Genomic DNA, 23,642 nt, shown 5'->3' with positions numbered 1-23,642 from the left:
TTTGTTTAGTTGACTATAACAGGGAAAATGATATCTAAATCCGTTTCTCCGCCAGCATTTACAAAATCAACGAAGTTTGGATTATTAGCTCCAGTGAAGTTTTTATTTAAATCGTGTCTCAATACCAATCTAAATTGACCATTGTTCATTACTGGTATTTGTGCAACTGTGACATACCCTCTTAAACCAATTGGGTTTCCATCACCGTCGGCATCATCATAGACATAAGTTAAAATAGGAGTGTCAACAAAAGCTGATCCTAAGAAATAAAACTGATGCTCATCATCTTCTTCCTCTATCTCTTCAGTAATATTTTCATTTTCAAGGCTATTGAATAATTCAACTTCAACAAGATATCTTAATCCAGGACTCAAATTAATGGTTCCAATTGTAGGGCTTCCACCAAGTTCGAGTCCTTCCGTATCACTAGCAACTACTTCAAAAGTTGCGGCTAATGCTACACCTGTTTGATCTACTTGTGTGAATTTTAAAGTTACATCTGTAATCAACTCTTCTTCATTTTCTAGAGTAGGTTCTTCACTGGTACAAGCGAAGGTGAGTCCTAGTAATACTGGCAAAAGGAAAGCTTTGATTGAGTTTTTGATTGCGTGATTGATTTTCATTGCTTTTACTGTTAATATTAATAATTGGTTAAAATTCATAGTTGAGCTTAAAGAGAATATTTCTTCCCATCTCGTGAGTGTAATACCTGAATCTATTCATATAATCTTTGTAAGAAATATTCAATACATTATTGACATGAAGACCTATGCTCAGCGGGTTTTTGCCAACTTTTACTGGAGTTTGAATACCCAAATTCCAAAGGCTATAACCTTCAGGCGCAGCTGCAAAATCAAAGTCGGGCTCTCTGGTTTGTTTTGCTACAAGGAGATTGGATAAGAATATTTTTGAAAATGAACTGCTTTTTCCTTGAAGGAATTTAAAAGAAAGTCCAGTTTCAAGCCTATCTGATGGAATGAAAGGCAAATAATTATTATCTATAATGTTTTTTGCTCTGACGATCGACCCCCTTGTGAAAACTTCGAAATGAGAGTTAATTTCATAATTTGAATTTAGGTCAAAACCCCAAAGGAAAGCATCAGTTTGTTGATATTCAAAGACATTGAAGCTTCCTCTAAGTGAGACAAACTGTTGTTCTGTTGGATTAAGGTAGATATAATTATTTATCCTATTGGCGTAGCCGGTAAGTTCAATTTTTAAAATTTTGCCACTGTAATTCAATGTATTAACCCATTTGTAAGATTGCTCGCTGATAAAATCAGGATTTCCAATTTCTATTGCAGCGACTCCTTGCCGCAATCCTTGACTAAATTGCTCATTGATATTTGGAGGTCTCCAGGCTGTTCCAAAATTTGTATTGATAGTTAAAGTTCTGCTCAAAGCATATACACCACCAAGAAATGCAGAGAAGTTTGTGAAAGTAAAATCTCTTTCTTCCAAATCCCCATCATTGAATCGCGCAGCTTTTACATACCGGTAGTCATACCTTAAGCCACCTTCAAGTTCTAAGGAACCACTAGTAAACTTCTCTATGGCAAAGATTCCAGCATTGATCATATCATAATTTGGAATAAGAGGTACTACACCAGTTCCAGGAATATTTGAATTAGCTTGTTGAATCAAGTTCAAACCCACAGAACCATTCCAATTTTTTCTTGTCACATGGGTAAAGCTAAAATCAAGTGAATTTGTAAAAAGCTCAAGATCCAAAGAAGGTCTGGAATTCGCTTCACCTCTTCTTCTATCAAATTCTTGTCGTTGATTTCTCTGAAAACCATATTGGAGATTTAATTTAGCACCATTATTCAAGTGATAATGGCTTTTGAGCTTCACTAACTGATGTGCAACAACCTGTTTTGGATTGTTGATTTTATAGGTGAATTCAGATTCAGAGAAAGGCCGTCCATTTTGAATGATTGCTTCCAAATCGCTTAAATTACCCGTATGAGCATCTCTCAAAATACCGATGGTAGTTTGATAATGACTGAAATACAATTCAGTTCCCAATTTTTGAGAACTGTAGCCTATTGCTCCAGAAAAATTAAGTTCTCTGACACCAGTATTACCTTGGAAATAATCCGGAGATTGAATATTTCCCTGATATTTTGAAGAGCCTTGGAGCCTATATCCTAAACCTTTGATTTTCTCTGATCCACCTGAAAAGGATGCCGCACCATTAATTCCTCTACCGTTGGTAGAACCAATTAAATCTATTTCACCACTTTTTTCAGCTTTTACAGGAAGAGGAGATGGGTTCACAATGATAATTCCACCCATAGCCTCAGGCCCAAACCTGACTGTTTCGGCACCTTTTACCACAGCGATTTCTTTAGCAATAAAAGGGTCTAATTCAGGAGCATGTTCTGAACCCCATTGCTGCCCTTCTAGTCTAATCCCATTATTAAGAATCATGATTCTATTGCTATGCAATCCATGAATAACTGGTTTGGAGATATTTGAGCCAGTTGAATATGTATTGACTCCTGGAATCCTTCTCAGTGAATTTCCCAAACTTTCACCCCTTGCATATTTCAGTTCATCACCTCTCAAAGAATTAACAGAGGTAGTTGTAATAATTGCATCTTGGTGACCATGAATTTCTACTCCTTCCAAGTTGATATCTTCTGCATGTAATCTGAAAGTGAAGTTTGAATTTGCTTTGATTTCTATTTTCTCTATTATATCCGCATGACCTAAATAAGAAATCTTTAATTTGTATGTGCCTGGACAAATGTCATTGATTCTAAAATTCCCATTCAGATCAGAAATAGCACCAGTACCCAATTCCATTATCCACACATAAGCGGCTTCTATCGGCTCATTATTTTCTTCGTGTGAGATTTTACCTCGAATGGTGAGGATACAACTTTTTTCTTGTGCATTCACAATTTGACCAAGTAGAAGAAAATAGAGTAGTAGAATGTATTTCATAAATGTAACCATGTTGCAAAAATACAGAGATGAATTAAAAAAACGCTAATTAAATGAAACAAAGTTGCATTTAATTTTTTTATTTAAAATAAAATAATCAAATGCATGAAATTGTGAGAAAGTGCCTGAAACAAGATAAAATAATCCTTCTTCAAATATTTTATAAATTTAAAATTTGATTTAGAAGAAAATTATGATCAAATATTTTGTTTAATTAATTTTTTTTGATTTGATTACATCGTTCAAAATTTAATTTGGACAAAAATTTAAACTATAACCCTTAATTAATTATGTAAAAAAAAATCTACAGATTTATTGGGAAGAGCACTGGTACAGCAGTATTAGCTTTGGCAGTTGTTGCAATTTCTTGTCAGGACAATATTGAAGAGCCTGTATTAGAGAGCGATTTTGAAAGGCTCGAAAGCCAAAGAGGAACGATCATTCCTGGAAGTTATATTGTAGTATTAAATCCAAGTTCTATTAATTTCAGAAAGGATGGGAGTTATGCTGACGTTAATGCTTTTGCAAGAAAAAATGCAGAATCACTTTTAATGAAGTATAAAATTTCTTCTGATAAATTAGAATACGCTTTTGGATCTGCGCTTGATGGTTTTGCAGTTAAACTTTCAGATTCTGAATTTTCTGCTTTGTCTCAAGACCCAGCGATAGCTTATATTGAAGCAGATCAAATTGTTACCATTTCACAGGGCAGACCTGGTGGTGGTAATGGAGGAGGAGGAAGTACTTCTCCATCTCAAACCATCCCTTATGGAATTACTAGAGTTGGTGGTGGTCAGTCATTTACAGGATCTAAAAAAGCATGGGTTATTGATACCGGCATTCAATTGAATCATCCTGACTTGAATGTAGATCAAAACAATGGTTTTTCGGCATTTATTAAAGGTAAAGATGCTGGTTTTGACGATGGAAATGGTCATGGAACACACGTAGCTGGTACGATTGCAGCAATTGATAATGATTTCGGGGTTGTAGGTGTTGCAGCAGGTGCGGTTGTTGTGCCAATCAAAGTATTGGATTCAAGAGGTTCTGGCTCAAATGCTGGAGTAATTGCTGGCGTTGATTTTGTGGCGGCAAATGCAAGTAATGGCGATGTAGCAAATATGAGTTTAGGTGGTGGAGCTTCGACAGCTTTGGATAATGCTGTAATTGCTGCCGCTAACAATGGAGTTAAATTTGTGGTGGCCTCAGGAAATTCAGGAGCAAATGCGAATAATTTTTCTCCTGCTCGTGCAAATGGACCAAATATTTTCACAATCTCTGCGATGAATAATACAGATACCTGGGCATCTTTCTCAAATTTTGGAAATCCACCGGTTGATTATTGTGCGCCAGGAGTAAGTATCAACTCTACATGGATCAGAAGCGGTTACAGAGCGATTAGTGGAACATCAATGGCAGCTCCACATGCTGCTGGAGTATTGATGTGGGGAAATCCGAGCACAGATGGCTTTGTGAAAAATGATCCTGATGGAAATCCAGATCCGATAATTGTAAGATAAAATTCAAATGATCTATTTATAAATTTAAAAGCCTGGTCTCTGTAGATTGGGCTTTTATTTTGAGATTTTTTTGAGTTGATGAAGAATGTCTTCAAGACCATTCAACCTGATTTCATAAAGTGTATGTAGCCACATTCCCAATTTACCTTCAGGAAAACCTTGTCCATGCATCCAAACCAAATAATGTTCAGGGATATCACAAAGCAGTTTTCCTTTATATTTTCCAAACGGCATCCGCTTGGTCACTAAATCCATCAAAATCTCTTTATCCATAAAGTAAAAATAGAAGAACTTTTTCAAAAAGCACTTTACTATTCTATTTCGGATTAATGATTAACTTAGGTTATTCAAACAAACAAGATATGAAAACACTATTTTATTCTTTTTTAATGCTGCTATATTTTGTTCCACAAGTTGACGCACAAGACATTAAAGGAAGTTGGAAGGGAGATTTGAAAGTGATGGGACAAAGTCTTCCATTAATTGTCCATTTTGAGGAACAAAATGGAGAATGGACGGGGAAAATGGATAGCCCTAGTCAGAATGCGATCGGAATACCCATGAAAAAAGTCCTTGCCAACGAATTGATGGTAAGTTTTGAGATGAGCATGGGAAATGCATTTTATGAAGGTGTGCTTACTAATGATGAAATCAAAGGAAATTTTTCTCAAGGAGGAATGAAGCTTCCGCTAGATTTTACGCGAGCAAATCCTGAGGACATTCAGAAAAAAGAAATGCCCAAAAGACCACAAACTCCAAAAGCGCCATTCAATTATGAAATTCAGGAAGTAAGTTTTGAAAATAAAAGTGACAATATCACATTGATGGGTACATTGACGAAACCAAAAGGAGAAGGAAAATTCCCTGCTGTAGTTTTGATCACAGGTTCGGGACCCCATACGAGAGACCATGAAATATTAGGTCATAAACCGTTTTGGGTAATAGCAGATTATCTTTCAGAAAATGGAATAGTTGTACTTCGCTATGATGAAAGAGGAATTGGAGAATCTTCTGGAGATTTTAGCAGTGCAACTACTTTTGATTTAAAAAATGATGTTGCGTCGGCAATTGACTTTTTAAAGAAACATCCATTAGTAGATTTGGGAAAAATCGGAGTGATTGGACATAGTGAGGGCGGATTGATTTCATGGATGCTAGGTTCGGAAGAAAATGATTTGAGTTTTTTAGTTTCTCTTGCAGGTCCTGTAATACCTATAAAGGAATTGATGACTAAGCAAACTGAAGAATTAGCAAGAGTTTCTGGTTTACCGGAATCAGTTGTAAAATCTGAAGTAAATAAAAATAAGCAAGTATATCAAGCAGTAATAGACAGTCAGTCCGATGAAGAATGGAAAGCAGCATTAGAGCCAATTTTTGAAGCAAATCTTAAAGAGATGTATGTACCAGAAAATATGTGGGCAAGTCAAATGACCTCTCTTCGCAAGGCTTATGAAAGTCAATTGACACCTTGGATGGTAAATTTCCTAAAAATGAATCCTGAAAATTATATCAACAATATAGATATTCCAGTATTTGCAGCTTTCGGAACCAAAGATTTGCAAGTTGCAGCGAGTCAAAATGGAAATAGATTAATAGAGTTATTTGAAGACAAGCCTGACTTGCTTACACTCAAAGTTTATGAGAATCTAAACCATCTTTTTCAAACCGCTCAAACAGGTGGAGTAGATGAATACGGAAAAATAGAAGAAACTTTCAATGAAAAAGTACTTTCTGATATGGTGAAGTTTATTAAGGAACAGTAACCTTTATTGAATTGTAAAGGAAATAGAGTAGAAATAAAGTAGGTATTGAGTGGAAATTTAGTAGAAATAGGGTGGAAATAAAGTAGAAATATATTAGATATAAAATAGAAGATCAAGTGAAAATAACTTTTGACGGGGGGCCAATTTACTTCACCAGCGGGCTGTCAATTTAAATCGTTAGAAGGTACCAATTTTATCATTCTTTGCAAATCACCTATGATTTGCTAATAAATTTCCAAAAACAATAAATATCACCACTCCAACCAATGTTACGCTTAACTGTACTCCTGAAGTCAAATTGGGCATTTCGAGCCAGAGGGATACAGGATAAGAAATAATGCATAAAATACCCATCAGACTGAATAGAACAAAAGCAAAAAACGGTAATCCATTATTCGAAGCTCTTTCTTGATTTCTTTGGGACAAACTGTTATAACCAGCGATAATATTAGGAAAAATCCTTACCACAAAACCAATAATTAAATAAAGAACTCCTGCCATCAATGCATCCATAATTTTTGCTTATTATCTATCAAATATTCAGAATAGAACCAGAATTATTACGACTCCCATCACAACCTGTCTCACTAAAAACTCAGGTTAAAATAAGTGTAATTTTTGATATCTGCAATGTTTTATGGAACATTACCAGTCAAAGCAACTCTTTTCTCTTTTTCGGTATTTTAGAAAAAATAACCCATGACTAAATATGGGACTGAGGATCAGCTGGATTCCAGACCATTGATGAAGGGTTTTTATAATATTAGGAGTTGTATGAAAATAAAAAAATGGACCCAGCTAGGTCCATTCTTACTTTTGCATGTAATTATTTCGCTTCCCCCCTTATCAATACCCAACAGCCGTATCATCACCTCTAGGATCAGCACCACCTTCCAACTTACCGTCTTTTAATACCAAAATTGCATCGACTTTTCCGATGATGGGTGAAGGAGACTCATTGATCAGATAGCCTTTTGCTTTAAGCTTTTCCAAGGTTTCTTGTGTAAATACTTCTTTTTCAAATCTGATCTCATCAGGCAGCCACTGATGATGAAATCTAGCTGCATTAACGGCTTCTTGCATACCCATATCAAACTCGATTACATTGAGAATCGTCTGAACTACCGAAGTTATAATGGTAGATCCACCAGGCGTTCCCACAATCATTAATAGCTGCCCATCTTTTTCCACCAAAGTAGGTGTCATGGAGCTAAGCATTCGTTTTCCAGGTTCAATTTTATTCGCCTCAGCACCAATCAGCCCAAACATATTGGGAACTCCTGCTTTTGCGGAGAAATCGTCCATCTCGTTGTTCAAGAAAAAACCCAAATCATCACAAAACAACTTTGAGCCAAATGCACCATTGAGCGTAGTTGTGATGGCTAAAGCATTTCCAAATTGATCTAATATAGAGTAGTGTGTAGTCTCATCACTTTCCTGAAACTGAATGCTTCCCTGAGCAACTTCAGAGGAAAGCGTTGCTTTTTCCTTGGTAAAAGTTGACATGCGAGATTTCAGATAGGCTTTATCCAACATTTGAGCTACCGGAACTTCCACAAAATCAGGATCTCCTAAGTAGTAATTCCTATCTGCATAAGCTCTTCGTTCAGCTTCTACTAACACTTGGATATATTCTGGTGAATTATGCTCCATTGATTTTAGATCAAACTCTTCGATCATACCGAATATCTGTGCAATCGTGACACCTCCGCTGCTCGGAGGTGCCATTGAGATGATTTTATGACTTCTGTAATCGAAGACAATTGGTTCTCTCCATTGTGCTTCATAAGAAGCCAAATCTTCCATGGTGATGATTCCACCTTTTTCTTGAAGAAATCGAACCAATCTCTCTGCAGTTTCACCTTTATAGAATTCATCCCTACCATTTTTAGCGATTCTTCTCAAGGTCTCAGCTAAAGCAGGGTATTTGATCGTATCACCTACATTAAACTCTTGGGCAAAAAGGGAGTTTTCTCCACTAACTTCAGCAATAATATTTCTATTACTACGAAGGCCTGAAGCTTGTTTTTCTGTTACTGCTGCACCTTTTTCTGCAAATTGAATAACTGGTGCTAAAATTTCTTCAAGTGGAAGTGTTCCAAATTTTCTATGAACTTCCAGAATACCGGCAATCGTCCCCGGAACGCCAACAGCTAATGCTCCTGTAGTGCTTAATCTGGGGATTACTTCACCGCTTTCGTCAAGATACATATCTCTTGTAGCTGCCATAGGTGCTTTTTCTCGATAATCTATAGAACCGATACTTCCATCAGCCATTCTATAAACCATAAAACCTCCTCCTCCAAGATTCCCTGCAAATGGAAATGCAATAGCTAATGAAAGTTCTGTAGCAACCATCGCATCAAAAGCATTTCCTCCTCTCTGAAGGATTGAAAGTCCAATTTCTGAAGCCTCCTTTCTTGCAGACACGACCATGGCCTTTTGTGCAATCAAACCTCTTGTAACTTCCCTTTCTACAGGTTTATCGCAAGATGAAAGAAATAGAAGTACAACAAGAGCAAAACTGATTATAGATCTAATTTTCATCTTAATCTAAAAGGGTAGTATTGAATAATTTCAGAATACGCTTGTACTCATCAGTCCAACTACTTGGTTCTACAAAACCATGATCTTCTACTGGATAGACGGCCATTTCCCAATTGTCTTTTTCCAATTCAATTAGTCTCTGTGCAAGTCGTACTACATCCTGAAAGTGAACATTCGTATCAATCATACCGTGAGCGATCAAAAGATTCCCTTTCAATCCTTCTGCAAAATAGATTGGTGAAGAACGCTTGTATGCAATTGGATCATTGAAGGGTTCATTGAGAATATTGGAAGTGTAACCATGGTTATAATGTGCCCAATCTGTTACAGAACGTAATGCTGCACCTGATTTGAATGTATCGGGTTCATTGAAAAGAGCCATCAAAGTTATAAACCCGCCATAACTACCTCCATAAAGACCAACTCTCTCTGGATCTACACCATGCTGTGCAACCAAATATTTAGCACCATCAACTTGATCTGATAAGTCTTTTCCTCCCATGTGACGATAAATTCCTGTTCTCCAATCTCTCCCATAACCAGCAGAACCTCTGTAATCAATATCTAAAACTGTATAGCCCAAATCAGTCAAAAGATTATGGAACATATATTCTCTAAAATAACTAGACCACCATTTGTGGACATTTTGAAGATAGCCAGCACCATGGACAAAAATGACAGCTGCTCCATTGCTCTTCTCAGGGTTTGGTTTATAGAGTCTTGCAGGAACAGAAGCTCCATCTTGAGCTGTGAAATTAACCAACTCAGGATCTTTCCAATTATAAGCTTTAAATTCCTCACTTTGACCTGAAGTCAATTGCTTGGACTCTGCTTTAGCATTGTTTGGTTTTAGGAATAATTCCCAAGGCTTGTTGCTGTAAGAATAAAGGATTGCCATATGCTTTTCATCAGGTGAAAGGCTTACATCATTATTGCCAGTCATACTGGTTAATTTCTCCATTTTCCCGCCCATTAGAGGCATTTTATAAAAATGTCTTTCCCCAGGATGCACTTCTGAAGTCGTTAAGTACCACGATTTTTGATCCTTTGAAATAAATGGATTGAAAACTTCAAACTTTCCACTCGTCAGTGCTTTCTTGCTTCCAGTTGTCACATCCAAAATGTAAAGATGCGAGTAACCACTTTCTTCTGACTGGAAATAAATGTGCTTGTTATCTGGTAGCCAACCTAAAGTTCCTCCTCCATAAGCAGAACCAACACCAGGACCTGCCACCCAGGCTTCATCCCTTTGTCTATCCAGCACTTTAAGTTCAGCAGTATTCAAATCCAATTGCGCTATCCATCTGTCTTTGTTGTCCGAAGATCTGATATTGACAATCGCAAATTTGCCATCATTGGAAAAAATAGGAGAGGAGAAGGTTACATTTCTGTCTTTCACTTCCCAATTTTTCTCTGGATAATCCTTTGTGTAATCTGGCAAATCTTGGATTCCAGGTAGTGTACTCGCATCAATTATTGTTACTTTTTCATTTTGGATATCATAAAGTGCCAATTCAACTTTAGTCGGCTCGTCACCTACTTTTGATCTGGTATTGATATCTGTGGTGTATCCAGAGACATGGGTGTAGTCAGGAACGACGGTTCTTTTATTTTCAGCTCTAGTTATCAAATTAAAAGTAGTGAATTTTTCATCAGGGCTCAATTGGAGTGAAGAAGCTGATTTGTCTCCTAGGTAATAGGCAAAAGGCTCAGCTTCAGCAGTAGCTTCTCTATAAGCTCTTGAGCTTTCTCTATTTTCTTCTCGTTCTTTGACAACTTGTAACAATTCAAGATTTTCTTCTCTCAGAGAAATCTCTCTATCGTTGATTTTTGATCCTTCTCTAGAAATTCTTTTATTTCCGGAATTGATATTTGTTACTCTATTAATTTTCCCGCTATCAATATCAAGAACATATAAATTTCCTCCTGATTCAAAGGAAATTCTGTTTTCATTAGCTAAAAACCGTGGTGTACTGATTCTATCACCCCAATTCAGGAGCGAAGTTTTCTTCCCAGAAGAGACTTCAACTAGAATTATTTCTCCATTTCTAACATACACTTTCTTGGTTTGTGCTAGGTTGCTGTTGGCAAAAGAAGGAATAAATGCGCGCTGCTCTTCTAAAGTGACTTTCTCGATTTGATCAGTTTTGCTAACAGCGATTTTATATAAAGAATCAGATGGATTCCCTTCGGGGTTATAATTAAAAATGATATGTTTACTTTGATCATCCCATCGAATGTTAGAAGGGAAGTTTCCCATCCATTTGGGATCTTTCATAATTTTTTCAATGCTCAGTTCACTTTGAGCATATCCAATGCTGGATAAAAAGAATAAAATAAATACAATCGAAGTAATCTTTCTCATATGCTTATATTTTTTTTCAATAATAAGCATTCAAATAGAAAGAACAGGCAAAAAAGTATGGGTGGTTAAGAAATTATAAGAGATTAGAGTTTTTCAAGAAAATCATTCAGCTCCTTCTCAATTATTTCAATATTACTAATTAAAGTTTCATAGATTGGATATGAATTTTCTAAATCAGCTTCTATAGCTTCGAGCATTTTTCTGGTGTCTATAGCACCTATGTAGCTCATACTTGGTTTTGCTTTATGGCACTTTTTTTTGACTGTTACAAAATCTTTTTCAGAATAATGCACATCTAATTGCTTGAGGTCATGAAGATTTGTATCCAAAATTATTTGAATCATTTCTCTGATCATTTCTTTATCATCATCACCAAAGTATTGAAAAATTGTTTGTGCATTAATTAATTCGTACATAGATATTAGCCTGGGTAGTAAACATTAGAAAGTGTGTGGGAGTTGACTTTAAAATTTGAAAGAACAACTCATAAGCGAAAGTTAAACATTTTTTTTAATTTCAGATAAAATGAAAATCAAGAATAGAAAATATGTGAAAAACATCCGTGAAAGCTTGGTGGTATCCTCAAGACTTTCTCTTTTGATGATTCTTGTTTTTTTATTGGAGGTAAGTTTCAATATCAGGTTGAATTTTCTAGGGATTTTTCCATTGAGTTTGATTCATCTTCCAGGTATTATATTCTCCCCTTTTTTACATGGAAATCATATACATTTAATTACAAATTTGTTACCATTTTTTGTACTCACTACAATGCTTTATTTCTTTTATGATCATATTGCAAATCAAGTTTTTTTAAGTTGCTTGCTTATCACAAATAGTATCGTTTGGCTTGCTGCGAGACCGTATATTCATATTGGAGCGAGTGGTTTGATTTATGGATTGGTATTTTTTATGATCTTTTTGGGATTGTTCAAAGGAACTTATAAAACCTTAGCTATTTCAGCTTTTATTCTCCTTTTTTATGGAAGTATATTTTATGGTGTAGTTCCAGGAAGTGGCAGGGTTTCCTGGGAATCACACCTAGCAGGTGCTTGTGTAGGCGTTGTAACTGCATTTTGGATGAGTAGAAAAGTCTAAATGTGTCATTTTTATCTAATAGGAATCTAGTATTTTTGCATAAATTAAAACCGTTTACAACAAATAGCTGTTAGGATACCGATAAATATGAATAAAAATAAGCTCATCTTTCTGATAATCGCAGGTTTGTTTTTACTTGCCATGATGTGGATAGGTTATGACATATCTACTCGTACTACTTTTCCAGGTGCAAAGGGAAATTTAAAAGAAAGAATAGCTCCAAGTGATAGCATAAAAGCAAATGAGTAAAAAGCAAAAAATAGACGTTGATAAAATAGATTTAGATCGCATGAAAGAAATGACGGCAGAAAACCCTGGTCTTCTTCCTTATGCGCACACTTCTGGTGGAGCAATCATTCGTCCCGAGGACAAAGGTAAAATCACTGGAAGGGCAGTTTCAGCCATGCATTCGCAGACCGATATGCAAATGGCTCAAATCTATAAACAGATGCAATTACTCGCAGATCAAGCAAAGTTGATTCAAAAAAGAGTTGAAGTTTCTGAAAGAATTTATCAAGCAAGTATCAGCTTCGAGCCATTGATCAATCATATTTATTATTTGTATGAAAAAGAGGAAGGTACAGACTTTTTGAGCATGATTGCACCTGAAGAATGGGGAAGGAAAAAAGGTTTTGCTAGCTTTGTAGCTGAAATCAAACTTCTCGCTGACCACACTTGGGAAATCTTGCGAGAGGGCTCATCAAAACCCTAAATCAATTGCATCAAATAAAAGTCGATCATCTGATCCAAATTTTAAAAGATTCTGAATATCAGATAGAGGAAGATTTCCGTCTGGAAGTTAATTCTGAATATTTAAAGGGAAAAGGTGACGAGTTATTAACTGAAATTTTTGATTCTTTAGGAGGGAGTGTACATCACCTTCCTTTATTGGAAAGACTCAAATTTGATTTTAAAATCAATAGATTTTTATTCATCTATGACGATTCAGTTCACTTCAATAGATATAGATTATCTACTTTGAAATCTGATCTTTATGAAACTTTTTCATTTACTTGGTCGGATGCTTACAAGCGACTTTGCAGGACTTTTGAAAAGGATTGTTTGAAATCTGGTTTGCAAGAGCGGGTTTGGTATGGGCCACCAATTGCAGAAAAGGTTTTCGGTAAATCTGAGGAGCCTGGAGACTTATCTGGAAATGGAAGTTCAGGTTGGAAACTCAACGCTTACAATGACGCCCAATACGATTTGCTGACTAGACTTCATGGATATAAACTGATAAGAATTCCTGTTTACGAAAATATCATGACAGGAGGAAGCTTGAAGAAAATTGACGATTTGCTTCTCAATCCAAAAGAAGAGACCTTTCAGGCAATCAAAAATTGGTTATTTCGGAAGTTAGTTTAATGATTAATCTTTAAGCTTTGGATTAGTTTTAAAGACTTATTTTATTTAATAATTAGTTATTAGTTAATTCAGTGAAATAGTTGATTTAGTTATTGGTTAATTAAGTAAAATAGTTGATTGGTTTTTGAGTAGATGATTTAGTAACTAATCGACCAATAATTTAGACAACTATCAACTCATATAGCTCAATTTACTATTCCCTAATTGACTGATCACCCAATCCACCGATAACCCAATCCACTATTAACTAATCCACCAATAAATAAATCCACTATTCACTAATAACTAATCAACTATTAACTAATCACTGTTAAGTAATTTTAGGAAAACAAACCAAAAATCTCACGATCCACTTGCCCTACAATCGCAGAAAAATCTTCTTGATTGGCTACGAAATCCATGTCATTGACATCGACAATCAATAATTTTCCTTTGTCATAGTTTGCAATCCACTCTTCATAGTGGGCATTCAGGTTTTTTAAATAATCTATTCGGATAGCATTTTCATAATCTCTACCTCTTTTTTCGATTTGCCCGACGAGTTTTGGAATATCTGCTTTCAGATAAATCAAAAGATCAGGAGCTTTCACAAAATTGATCATCGAATGGAACAAGTTCAGATAATTATCATAATCCCTCTGACTGATCAAGTTTGATTTATACAAATTGGCTGCAAAAATATAGGCATCTTCATAGATCGTTCGATCTTGAATGATAGACAAATCACTATTTTGAATGACATTGATTTGATTGAATCGGCTATTCAAAAAGTAAACTTGCAGGTGAAAAGACCATCGCTTCATGTCTTCATAAAAATCAGCCAGATATGGATTGTTATCCACGGCCTCAAATTCGGCTTTCCAACCATAATGTTTCGCTAATTTCTCTGTAAGTGTTGTTTTTCCGCTACCGATATTTCCTGATACTGCTATATGCATTCTGATAAAAGAAGAGGAAAGAGACAAGTCAAAATTGCCTCTTTCTGATTTTTATTTGATAAACAATTATTTTTTGAATTGAGAAGAAACGACGACTTCTTTGCTTCCATGAGTGTATTTATAGAAACCTTCTCCCGTTTTTGCGCCCTTGTATCCTGCTTCCACCATATTCACCAAAAGTGGGCAAGGGGAATATTTAGGATTTCCAAAACCATCATGAAGTACTCTTAAGATAGAAAGACAAACGTCCAAACCGATGAAATCTGCAAGTTGCAATGGTCCCATTGGATGCGCCATTCCTAATTTCATCACCGTATCAATTTCCTCAACTCCTGCTACACTTTCATAAAGGGTATAAATAGCTTCATTGATCATTGGCATCAAAATCCTGTTCGCTACAAAACCAGGATAGTCGTTTACTTCAACAGGGACTTTTTCAAGTTTACGAGACAATTCCATGATTCCATTAGTAACCTCGTCAGAAGTCGCGTAACCTCTGATCACTTCAATCAATTTCATCACAGGAACGGGGTTCATAAAGTGCATTCCGATGACTTTATCCGGGCGGGAAGTCACTGCACCAATCTTTGTAATTGAAATCGAAGAAGTATTGGAAGCGAGAATCGTATGAGCAGGACAGATTTTATCCAATTCCCGAAAAATTTCGAGTTTGATATTTACATTTTCAGTAGCTGCCTCCACCACCAAATCTGCATCCTTTACTCCATCCTCTGTTTTAGTGAAAGTAGTAATATTTGAAAGTGCTTTGGATTTATCCGATTCTGAAAGTAAACCTTTAGAAACCTGTCTATCTAAATTTTTACCAATAGTGGCCAAAGCTTTTTCGAGTGCATTTTGATTGATATCGATCAAGGAAACTTTGTAATCAAATTGAGCAAAAACATGCGCAATTCCATTTCCCATCGTTCCTGAGCCGATTACTGCTATATTTTTCATGTATAATATGGGTTTATATGAACTGTATGATTAACAAGCAAAGTCAAAAATTGTCTTTTCAGCTTGAAGATTAATTGCTATTCAGCCTTCAAATCTAAATTGATTCACCCCCTTTTCCAATTTCTACTTCAAGTAATTTACTTACCTTTGCGACATGAAAGAATTGGGGAAAATCAATAGTCTGTTGATCAATAGGTTCACTGCTAATGGGGCATATTTGGCGCTTCACGATGGTGAAGAGGTCTTGTTGCCAAAAAGTTATTTGAAAGAAGAGTTTAAAGAAGGGCAAGAAGTTGAGGTTTTTGTTTATACAGATAGCGAAGATAGACCAGTGGCTGTGACTAACAGGCCGGTGGCACTTTTGGATGAATTTGCAGTGATGGAAGCTAAAGAAATCACGAGATTTGGAGCATTTATGGACTGGGGCTTGCCAAAAGATTTGTTTGTTCCTAAATCAGAGATGCATGTGGACATGGTAGAAGGAGCGAAATATCTTGTAAGAGTTTGCTTGGATTATAAGACAGACAGATTGATTGGGGTGAGTAAATATGAAGATTTTCTTGAATTAGAAACTAGGGGGTTTGAAGAAGGACAGGAAGTAGAAGCTTTAATTTTTGCTGAAACGGATTTGGGTTTCAAAGTGCTAATTGAAAATGCTTTTGAAGGGCTATTATACAAAAATGAAGTTTTTATTCCTTTAGAATTAGGTGATAAAATACGAGCTTTTGTAAAAAAACGAAGAGAAGACGGCAAATTGGATCTTAGAATTGAGCCAATAGGAAGAGAAAAATATGAAGAAGGGGCTGAAAAAATCCTTACTGTTTTAAAAGTGAAGAAATTCTTGCCCCTTCATGATAAATCATCCCCTGAGTCTATTAAAGAGTTGCTGGGAATGAGTAAAAAACACTTTAAGCAGTCAATAGGTCAATTATATAAAGCCAAACTAATTAAGATCTTGGATAATGGAATTGAACTCATCTAGTTCAATTTGAGGATTTGATTTGGAGAAGTACAAAGTACAGCTTTGTTTTTCATAATGGCAATTGGTGCTTTGATCAAATGTGGATAGCGCACCAATATTTGAAGCCAACTTTCATCATCCCAATTTTTACCTGCGATATGAGTTTGATAATCGGGATGAGCTCTATTCAACAAGTCCTTTGGTCTGAGATCTAATTTATCAAGAATTGATCTCCAACCTGTAGTGGTGATCTTTTCTTTCCCCATATTGATTTCATTGACATGATTGGCAACTGAATGTGCATAAGCCCTAACTTGCTTATCTACACTGTGATTGGGGTTGTAATAAAAAAACAGTTCGTTTGGATGCATTTTCATAGTTATCTGAGTTTAGGGACATTTAAGATAGGTAATTATCCTTAAAATCCAAATTTAGTACTTATTAAATTTACAGAATCGGTATATTTGAACAGTATTTTATAAAAATGGATATAGAAAATTTCAAATTATCAAGTAAGGCAGACTTCAAAAGTCATCAAAAGACTAAAGAAAAGCTCAGAAGGATCAAACCAAAATCTTTAGATTTGATGTTTGAAAAATCACATGATAAACAATTTGAAAATATAGATTGCTTGACTTGTGCGAATTGCTGTAAGACAACAAGTCCAATTTTTATCCAAACCGATATTGACCGACTCTCAAAGCTTTTTAGAATGAAGTCTTCAGATTTTATTGAGACCTACTTATTTAGAGATGATGATGGAGATTATGTTTTAAAAAATGCACCCTGTCCATTTCTCAATTCTGATAACACCTGTTTTGTATATGAAGAAAGACCAAAGGCTTGTAGAGAATATCCTCATACAAATAGAAAAAACATGCATGGAATTCTTAACTTAACATTACAAAACACTTTGGTTTGTCCTGCTGTGAATGAAATATTTAAAGACTTTGCTAAAGAATTTAGGAAGTAAAGCAAAGACTTTATTATTTTTAGCAATCTAAACCTATTGAAAAATTACTATGAATAACAAAGACGAACATTTTTTGGGAATCGATGTGGGAGGCACGCATTTGAAGATTGGGCTTGTCAATAGACAGGGAGAAATTGTTGCTTTTGACAAAGAAGATACAACTCCCTACAGAGATGACCCAAGAGGATTCAATCCATGTTTTGTGGATGTTGTTGGGAAATATTTAGAAAAATATCCTGAGGTAAGGAAAATTGGTATTGGTTTACCAGGACTTATTTCAAAGGACAGAACTACTACATTAGAAATTCCAGCAATTCCAGCTCTAAATGGTTTTAATCTGAAGCAAAGCTTATTAGATAAGTATCCGAATAAGAAATTTTTTCTAGAAAATGATGCTGCTGCCGCTGCCTTAGGTGAATATCGCTATGGAACAGCAAATCCACCCGAAAATTTTCTTTTTATCACCATGGGGACTGGAATAGGAAGTGCATTAATTATGGATGGAGAAGTTTTCAAAGGTTCACGTGGTAATGCCATGGAAATGGGGCATATGCTTTCTAGAGGGAATGAGGGGTTGGAAAGAATTATTGGTAGAGACGGAATACTTAGAATCATGGATAGGATGATCAGAGCATATCCTGATTTGGCAGGAAATGACTTGATTGGACAAGAACTCGGTACTCATCTTTTAGTAGATACAGCCAAAAAAGGCAATCAAGTTTCTATTATGGTCTTTGAAGAAGTAGCTAGAGTTTTAGGCGAAGCAATCGTATCGGCTATTCGGATTTTGGATGTTACACATGTTTATTTTGGAGGAGGAATCTCGGCTGGATTGGAATTTATGATGCCTGCTTTGGATAAGACAGTAAGACAATTCCTTACCAAATACTATGTAAATGACCTTAAGCTTGCCAAAGCAACACTTGAAAATAATGCCGGTACCTTAGGAGCTGCTGCGCTTTGTTTTATGGAGGAATAAAATGAGTTGAAGCTTAATAAAATCCCCTTGGAAGTATTTTCTATGGGGATTTTTGGTTTTTAGACTAAAGGTATATTTGTAATTAACTATTCTTATGGTATATTTCAAAAAATCTAATCAAAATGGAAGCTGCTAAGAAGAAAATCAGATCATTATTGATTAAAACCATACTAACGATTTTGGTAATTTTTATCGTCAATTATTTTTGACAAAAGAACTATAATGCTTTAAAAAAAAGATATGTAATTGGGGAGGTTTTCGAATTGTTCCTGCTTGGGGTCAAAGTCCAGATGTTCAGTTTAATTTTATTTTTGAGTCAAAAAAGTATGTAAATAACACTCCAAGAGGAATTTTCAAACCAAGAGTTGGAGAACTTTATATAGTTGAAGTTCCTATATTTAGGAAAAAAAGTCCAGAATACTACTTGATCATCCTGTTTCTGATTCAATTAAATCACCTATTGGAAGTTGGAAAGAAATCCCAGAGTATCTGAAGCCGAAGTGATGATTTCAAATATCTAAAAAAATCGTTAACTTTATTTTGTCAATAAAATACAATTCAAACACATGGATATCTCGGTAAAATACAGGATTATATCGGAAATTATCAACAGTAATAACGAACAGGTCTTGAATGCAGTCAAATCACTATTAAAAATTGAAGATGAGGTAGATTTTTGGGAAGGATTAACTACAGAGGATCAAGCTGCCATTGATGAAGGCTTAGAGCAGTTGGATAAAGGAAAGTACGAGTCTCGTGAATCTGTTCGAAAAGAAATTGAAAGTAAATTTAATTTTTAAGTTCTGTATAAGCTGTCCGCCATACCTTATCGTAATTTGCATCTAATTGGGACTTCATATAACACAGAGTGTTAAAGTAAAATTACTATTCAAACAAATTATATTACATAAAAAACTTGATCCAGCACTCAATTACCCAAATAACCAGTTAACCTAATAACCTTTTTATGGATCCAATCTACTGATAGTAACTTCGCTGACCTTATTGATTGCGTTAAGTCTGAACATGACTTTTAGCGGAGCTTCATCTGAATTAAAGTTTTCACACTTATCACTAGGGTCAAGGAAATAGAAGAAGAAGCTTTGACTTTTGTCCACAAGCATCACCCGATCCGGTCTTCCAAATGTTTTGATCAATTGCTGATTATTTGCTCCCAAAAAATCATTTTTCATTTTCTGAATTTCATCAAGCTGCTGAATTCTTAAGCCATTGCAGCCATATCTGTCATTTTTCCAGTTGACCAGGTCGATGTCGCCAACTTCTAATTTACCAGAGCAAGAATTTAATAAAAGTGAAAAAGCAATAAAAGCTAAGAAACAAATGCTACGCATGTAATTTTTCATTGTTGAGTGACTTTTGGAAATTTTTGACGACCGATTCGTTTTTCCAAAGCCAAAAGTAAGAGGAGATAGCATAGAGAAAAAGCACTATGATGATTATATTTTCCGGGAAGAAATTCAACCCGATATACCAAGCTGCAACTGAGAAAAGAGCAACGCGGACGATTTCTTGAACATGATACCAGCGACTTTGTTCAAAAATCCCCGAAAAGCTCACAGTACTCCAAATAATCAAAGCAGATAGAGCAACTTTCATCACCCAATCAAAAGAGTCTAAATTGAAAAGGAAATAGGCTGTCAAACCCATCAAAACCACATATTGGAAGAAAACATAGAAATTTAAAGGTTTTGGAACATTCGTATCAAACTTCCTGTAGTTTTCATCTACATCTTTCACTTCCCTCTGTCCACCCAAATATTCGGGCAGCCAACCTGGTTTGTTGAAGAGGTACTTGACTTTATCTGACCAATTTGGGATTTGCTTCATTTCCTGTTTCATATTCGCATAATGCGATAAATTGACCCAAACAGGATTCCAGCTGTTGACAGGAACAGTGATGCCATATGTTGGCTTTTCCTCTTCTTCTTGGAACGTTCCAAACCATTTATCAAAGATGATAAATGTTCCTCCATGATTTTTGTCAATATATTTTGGGTTTCTTCCATGATGAACCCGATGATGTGAAGGCGTATTCATAAATTTCTCCAGAAAACCCATTTTACCGATTGCCTCTGTATGAATCCAAAATTGATAAAGTAGATTGAGCGCTGACACCAAAACCAAAGAAACCGGATCAAAACCAATAAAAGCCAAAGGTAAATAGAAGAAAAATGTCCAAATCGTCTGCGTAGAACTCTGTCTCAATGCCACGGATAAATTATATTCTTCGCTAGAATGATGTACTACATGGCCACCCCAAAACAAATTAATCTCATGCGATTTTCTATGTGCCCAATAATAGCAAAAGTCATAAAGAAAAAACAGCAGGAGAAATGTCCAGATGTTATTTTCAATCTGGAAAAAGGCAAATTGCTCAAACAAGAAAGCATAAACTCCAATCGAAAGTACTTTGATAAATACTCCTGTAACTTGAGATACCACACCAAGATTGATGTTTGTGATGGCATCATTCATTCTATAACTCGGATTTTTTTGAAATCGAAGAACGATCAACTCTACTCCCATCAAAAGAAAATAAATGGGGATGGCTATTATTACAGGACTCAGATTCATCTTACTTTCAGGTTATTGGGTAATTTGTGTCTGAAAACTACTGATAAAAACTGAATAAAGGAAAAAAGCTATTCGATTTTGGTAAGCATAAATCTTTATATTAGCGGCTTAAAACAATCACCATTATGTATTACCGATTTGGCAAAGTATTCCATTTTATATCAGTATTAGTATTTATTCTATCGTTTCTTTATATCTATGCTTCCTTGTCTGATATTGTTGCATATCAGCTTGATGAAAATGGAGGTTTTTTGAAAAGTGTTCCTAAAGAGACTTTTTTCTATTCTGGGATGATCATATTCATCGTATTGAATGTCATAATGATCGTGCCTGGAAAGCTTATTGAAAATCAAAGCACTGCGAACTTAAAAAGATTGTTTCCGAAAGGGGAAAGGCTTAGTGATTTGATCATTGCATGGATTTATAGTTTCGTAGGAGTGATCAATATTAGTTTGACAATCATGGCATTATTCATCCACAGCATCAACAACCAAAATGAGATCAGTTCAGGTGAATTCAGTTTCTTCTTTTATCTCATTCCGATCTTTTTTGTAATTTGGATAGGTGGGTTATTTTGGATTTTAGGACAGAAATTCAAGGAAGTTCAATCAAAATCCATTTAATTTATTTCACAAATAGATAAGTAAAAATTGAAATGGCAGAACACGTTCAATATACAGAAGATAGTATCAAGTCCCTTGACTGGAGAGAACATATTAGGTTGAGGCCGGGTATGTATATCGGAAAGTTGGGTGACGGAAGTGCCCAAGATGATGGTATTTATGTGCTAGTGAAAGAAATTCTCGATAACAGTATCGATGAACACATGATGGGCTATGGTCGGACCATCGATATCAAAATTTCGGAGCATAAAGTAGAAGTAAGAGATTATGGTCGTGGGATTCCTTTGGGAAAAGTCATTGACTGTGTTTCCAAAATCAATACTGGTGGAAAATACGATTCAGGTGCTTTCCAAAAGTCTGTAGGACTAAACGGTGTAGGTACAAAAGCAGTAAATGCACTTTCTGACTATTTCAAAGTTCAATCGTATAGAGACGGTGAAACTAAAGTAGCTGAATTTGAGAAAGGGGTTTTGGTCAATGATCAAGCTGTTACTAAATCTTCAGATAGAAATGGTACTAAAATTATATTTTCCCCAGATGCTTCCGTTTTTAAAAATTATCATTTTATACCTGAGTATCTTGAAAATCAAATTTGGAATTATGCATTTCTGAATGCAGGTCTTACCATCAATTATAATGGAAAGAAATTCTTTTCTGAAAGAGGGCTCTATGATCTTTTGACAAGAAAAGTGGATGAAGAAAGCGCAAGGTATCCAATCATTCATCTCAAAGGAAATGACATTGAGGTAGCTATCACCCACAGTAATCAATATGGTGAAGAGTATTATTCATTTGTTAATGGACAATTCACCACACAAGGAGGGACGCATTTGGCGGCTTTTAGAGAGGCGATAGTAAAGACGGTTAGAGAGTTTTACAAAAAAGATTATGATGCATCAGATATCCGCCAAAGCGTAGTGGCGGCCATAGCAGTCAGAGTACAAGAACCTGTATTTGAATCACAAACAAAAACAAAGCTTGGTTCTCAAACGATTGGAGGAGACGGTCCTACTTTAAGAACCTTCGTAAATGATTTTTTAAAAGTAGAGCTAGATAATTATTTGCATAAAAACCCTGCAGTCGCAGATGCCTTATTGAAAAGAATCCTTCAATCTGAAAGAGAAAGAAAGGAAATCTCAGGTATCAAAAAACTCGCAAATGAAAGAGCCAAAAAAGCAAACCTTCATAATAAAAAGCTCAGAGATTGTCGCGTTCATTATGATGACCCGAAAGGGGATGAGGAAAAGAAGAATAACACCATGCTTTTCCTTACAGAAGGGGATTCTGCTTCAGGTTCTATCACCAAATCCCGTGATGTACAAACACAAGCAGTATTTTCATTAAGGGGAAAGCCATTGAATTGCTTTGGAATGACCAAGAAAGTAGTGTATGAAAATGAGGAGTTCAACTTACTTCAGCATGCCCTTAACATTGAAGACGGCATAGAAAATCTCCGATACAGAAAAATCGTCATTGCGACAGATGCCGATGTTGATGGAATGCACATCCGATTGTTGATCATGACTTACTTCCTTCAATTCTTCCCTGATTTGGTAAAAAATGGTCATTTGTATATTTTGGATACCCCTTTGTTTCGTGTTAGAAATAAAAAGGAGACGATCTATTGCTACACTGATGAAGAACGCCAAAGAGCCATTCATAAACTAGGTAAAACAGCTGAAATCACCCGTTTTAAAGGACTAGGAGAAATTTCACCAGGTGAGTTTGGAACATTTATCGGAGAAGATATTCGCTTAGAGCCGATCATTTTGAATAAAGAAACTAAAATTGCTGATCTTCTTGGTTTCTATATGGGTAAAAATACCCCTGATAGACAGACCTTTATCATTGATAATCTGAAGATTGAAAAAGATATCGTTCATAATGATCCGGAAAAGGATCAAAAAATAGATGAAGAGGATGAAGCTGCCTAAGATTCATCTATTAAACAACCTTTTTTAGGTTTTGAATTAGATTCTATTTGAAATAAATGTTTTTCTCTTGCATAG

At 35.5% G+C, this 23,642-nt stretch carries 24 protein-coding genes; 12 read left to right on the top strand and 12 right to left on the bottom strand.

Features of this window, described 5'->3' with window-relative positions; all coding sequences use genetic code 11:
- Positions 1–5 precede the first annotated feature (5 nt).
- Both BELBA_RS14385 and BELBA_RS14380 read right to left on the bottom strand, forming a co-directional pair.
- Positions 6–623: a hypothetical protein gene (locus tag BELBA_RS14385; protein ID WP_014773423.1), complete on the bottom strand. Its 618-nt coding sequence runs from the start codon at positions 621–623 to the stop codon at positions 6–8.
- Positions 624–651: 28 nt separating this feature from the next.
- Positions 652–2,952 (bottom strand): TonB-dependent receptor, encoded by a 2,301-nt coding sequence (locus tag BELBA_RS14380; RefSeq protein WP_245531077.1) that lies wholly within the window; start codon positions 2,950–2,952, stop codon positions 652–654.
- A gap of 347 nt (positions 2,953–3,299) precedes the next feature.
- Between BELBA_RS14380 and BELBA_RS14375 the strand changes: the two genes are divergently transcribed.
- Complete coding sequence (locus BELBA_RS14375; protein WP_014773421.1) at positions 3,300–4,472, top strand: S8 family serine peptidase; 1,173 nt, start codon at positions 3,300–3,302, stop codon at positions 4,470–4,472.
- A gap of 54 nt (positions 4,473–4,526) precedes the next feature.
- On the opposite strand, the gene BELBA_RS14370 is transcribed toward BELBA_RS14375, so the two are convergent.
- Positions 4,527–4,745: a DUF3820 family protein gene (locus tag BELBA_RS14370; RefSeq protein WP_041779393.1), complete on the bottom strand. Its 219-nt coding sequence runs from the start codon at positions 4,743–4,745 to the stop codon at positions 4,527–4,529.
- Positions 4,746–4,834: 89 nt separating this feature from the next.
- Between BELBA_RS14370 and BELBA_RS14365 the strand changes: the two genes are divergently transcribed.
- Positions 4,835–6,235: an alpha/beta hydrolase family protein gene (locus BELBA_RS14365; protein ID WP_041779692.1), complete on the top strand. Its 1,401-nt coding sequence runs from the start codon at positions 4,835–4,837 to the stop codon at positions 6,233–6,235.
- Between the two features lie 210 nt (positions 6,236–6,445).
- On the opposite strand, the gene BELBA_RS14360 is transcribed toward BELBA_RS14365, so the two are convergent.
- The 4 genes from BELBA_RS14360 to BELBA_RS14345 form a co-directional block, all read right to left on the bottom strand.
- Positions 6,446–6,748, bottom strand: a complete 303-nt coding sequence (locus BELBA_RS14360; protein ID WP_014773418.1) for a DUF3784 domain-containing protein — start codon at positions 6,746–6,748, stop codon at positions 6,446–6,448.
- 333 nt (positions 6,749–7,081) lie between these two features.
- Positions 7,082–8,782 carry a gamma-glutamyltransferase gene (gene ggt, locus BELBA_RS14355; protein ID WP_014773417.1) on the bottom strand — a complete coding sequence of 567 codons (1,701 nt, stop codon included), beginning with the start codon at positions 8,780–8,782 and terminating at the stop codon, positions 7,082–7,084.
- A gap of 1 nt (position 8,783) precedes the next feature.
- Positions 8,784–11,147 (bottom strand): S9 family peptidase, encoded by a 2,364-nt coding sequence (locus BELBA_RS14350; protein ID WP_014773416.1) that lies wholly within the window; start codon positions 11,145–11,147, stop codon positions 8,784–8,786.
- Positions 11,148–11,230: 83 nt separating this feature from the next.
- On the bottom strand, positions 11,231–11,563 hold the full coding sequence (locus tag BELBA_RS14345) for a hypothetical protein (protein WP_014773415.1): 333 nt from the start codon (positions 11,561–11,563) through the stop codon (positions 11,231–11,233).
- Between the two features lie 109 nt (positions 11,564–11,672).
- Here BELBA_RS14345 and BELBA_RS14340 point away from each other — a divergent pair, with 109 nt between their 5' ends.
- From BELBA_RS14340 to BELBA_RS14330, 4 genes are all read left to right on the top strand, one after another.
- Positions 11,673–12,242, top strand: a complete 570-nt coding sequence (locus BELBA_RS14340; RefSeq protein ID WP_014773414.1) for a rhomboid family intramembrane serine protease — start codon at positions 11,673–11,675, stop codon at positions 12,240–12,242.
- 87 nt (positions 12,243–12,329) lie between these two features.
- The gene (locus tag BELBA_RS19905) at positions 12,330–12,491 is read left to right on the top strand and encodes a hypothetical protein (protein ID WP_169315108.1); all 162 of its coding nucleotides are present in this window, start codon (positions 12,330–12,332) and stop codon (positions 12,489–12,491) included.
- Entirely contained in the window at positions 12,484–12,954 is a 471-nt protein-coding gene (locus BELBA_RS14335) for a DUF2452 domain-containing protein (protein WP_014773413.1), read from the top strand. Before BELBA_RS19905 ends, BELBA_RS14335 begins: the two co-directional genes overlap by 8 nt.
- Before the next feature lie 5 nt (positions 12,955–12,959).
- Positions 12,960–13,607: a DUF7255 family protein gene (locus BELBA_RS14330; protein WP_014773412.1), complete on the top strand. Its 648-nt coding sequence runs from the start codon at positions 12,960–12,962 to the stop codon at positions 13,605–13,607.
- A 320-nt stretch (positions 13,608–13,927) separates the two neighbouring features.
- Here BELBA_RS14330 and BELBA_RS14325 read toward each other — a convergent pair whose 3' ends face one another.
- Both BELBA_RS14325 and BELBA_RS14320 read right to left on the bottom strand, forming a co-directional pair.
- Positions 13,928–14,545, bottom strand: a complete 618-nt coding sequence (locus BELBA_RS14325) for a deoxynucleoside kinase (RefSeq protein ID WP_014773411.1) — start codon at positions 14,543–14,545, stop codon at positions 13,928–13,930.
- Positions 14,546–14,611: 66 nt separating this feature from the next.
- Positions 14,612–15,502, bottom strand: coding sequence for a 3-hydroxybutyryl-CoA dehydrogenase (locus BELBA_RS14320; RefSeq protein ID WP_014773410.1), 891 nt, complete (start codon positions 15,500–15,502; stop codon positions 14,612–14,614).
- Positions 15,503–15,656: 154 nt separating this feature from the next.
- Here BELBA_RS14320 and BELBA_RS14315 point away from each other — a divergent pair, with 154 nt between their 5' ends.
- A complete protein-coding gene (locus BELBA_RS14315) occupies positions 15,657–16,484 on the top strand; it encodes a CvfB family protein (protein ID WP_014773409.1) in 828 nt (275 codons plus the stop codon).
- On the opposite strand, the gene BELBA_RS14310 is transcribed toward BELBA_RS14315, so the two are convergent.
- Positions 16,481–16,840 carry an arsenate reductase family protein gene (locus tag BELBA_RS14310; RefSeq protein WP_014773408.1) on the bottom strand — a complete coding sequence of 120 codons (360 nt, stop codon included), beginning with the start codon at positions 16,838–16,840 and terminating at the stop codon, positions 16,481–16,483. The two genes, BELBA_RS14315 and BELBA_RS14310, sit on opposite strands and share 4 nt — an antisense overlap.
- A gap of 107 nt (positions 16,841–16,947) precedes the next feature.
- Between BELBA_RS14310 and BELBA_RS14305 the strand changes: the two genes are divergently transcribed.
- The 3 genes from BELBA_RS14305 to BELBA_RS14295 all read left to right on the top strand — a co-directional run bounded on the left by BELBA_RS14305 (position 16,948) and on the right by BELBA_RS14295 (position 19,215).
- Positions 16,948–17,436: a YkgJ family cysteine cluster protein gene (locus tag BELBA_RS14305; RefSeq protein ID WP_014773407.1), complete on the top strand. Its 489-nt coding sequence runs from the start codon at positions 16,948–16,950 to the stop codon at positions 17,434–17,436.
- 49 nt (positions 17,437–17,485) lie between these two features.
- The gene (locus tag BELBA_RS14300) at positions 17,486–18,415 is read left to right on the top strand and encodes an ROK family protein (RefSeq protein ID WP_014773406.1); all 930 of its coding nucleotides are present in this window, start codon (positions 17,486–17,488) and stop codon (positions 18,413–18,415) included.
- A 566-nt stretch (positions 18,416–18,981) separates the two neighbouring features.
- A complete protein-coding gene (locus BELBA_RS14295; RefSeq protein ID WP_014773405.1) occupies positions 18,982–19,215 on the top strand; it encodes a hypothetical protein in 234 nt (77 codons plus the stop codon).
- A 165-nt stretch (positions 19,216–19,380) separates the two neighbouring features.
- Here the strand turns inward: BELBA_RS14295 and BELBA_RS14290 are convergent, their stop codons facing one another.
- Positions 19,381–19,767: a hypothetical protein gene (locus tag BELBA_RS14290; protein WP_014773404.1), complete on the bottom strand. Its 387-nt coding sequence runs from the start codon at positions 19,765–19,767 to the stop codon at positions 19,381–19,383.
- The gene (locus tag BELBA_RS14285; RefSeq protein ID WP_014773403.1) at positions 19,760–21,010 is read right to left on the bottom strand and encodes a sterol desaturase family protein; all 1,251 of its coding nucleotides are present in this window, start codon (positions 21,008–21,010) and stop codon (positions 19,760–19,762) included. Before BELBA_RS14285 ends, BELBA_RS14290 begins: the two co-directional genes overlap by 8 nt.
- A 125-nt stretch (positions 21,011–21,135) precedes the next feature.
- Here BELBA_RS14285 and BELBA_RS14280 point away from each other — a divergent pair, with 125 nt between their 5' ends.
- Positions 21,136–21,633 carry a hypothetical protein gene (locus BELBA_RS14280; RefSeq protein WP_014773402.1) on the top strand — a complete coding sequence of 166 codons (498 nt, stop codon included), beginning with the start codon at positions 21,136–21,138 and terminating at the stop codon, positions 21,631–21,633.
- Positions 21,634–21,665: 32 nt separating this feature from the next.
- Positions 21,666–23,567: a DNA topoisomerase IV subunit B gene (locus BELBA_RS14275; RefSeq protein WP_014773401.1), complete on the top strand. Its 1,902-nt coding sequence runs from the start codon at positions 21,666–21,668 to the stop codon at positions 23,565–23,567.
- Positions 23,568–23,642: the final 75 nt, after the last annotated feature.

This window comes from Belliella baltica DSM 15883, from assembly GCF_000265405.1.
GTDB lineage: Bacteria > Bacteroidota > Bacteroidia > Cytophagales > Cyclobacteriaceae > Belliella > Belliella baltica.
This window is presented reverse-complemented; position numbering and strand designations above follow the sequence as displayed.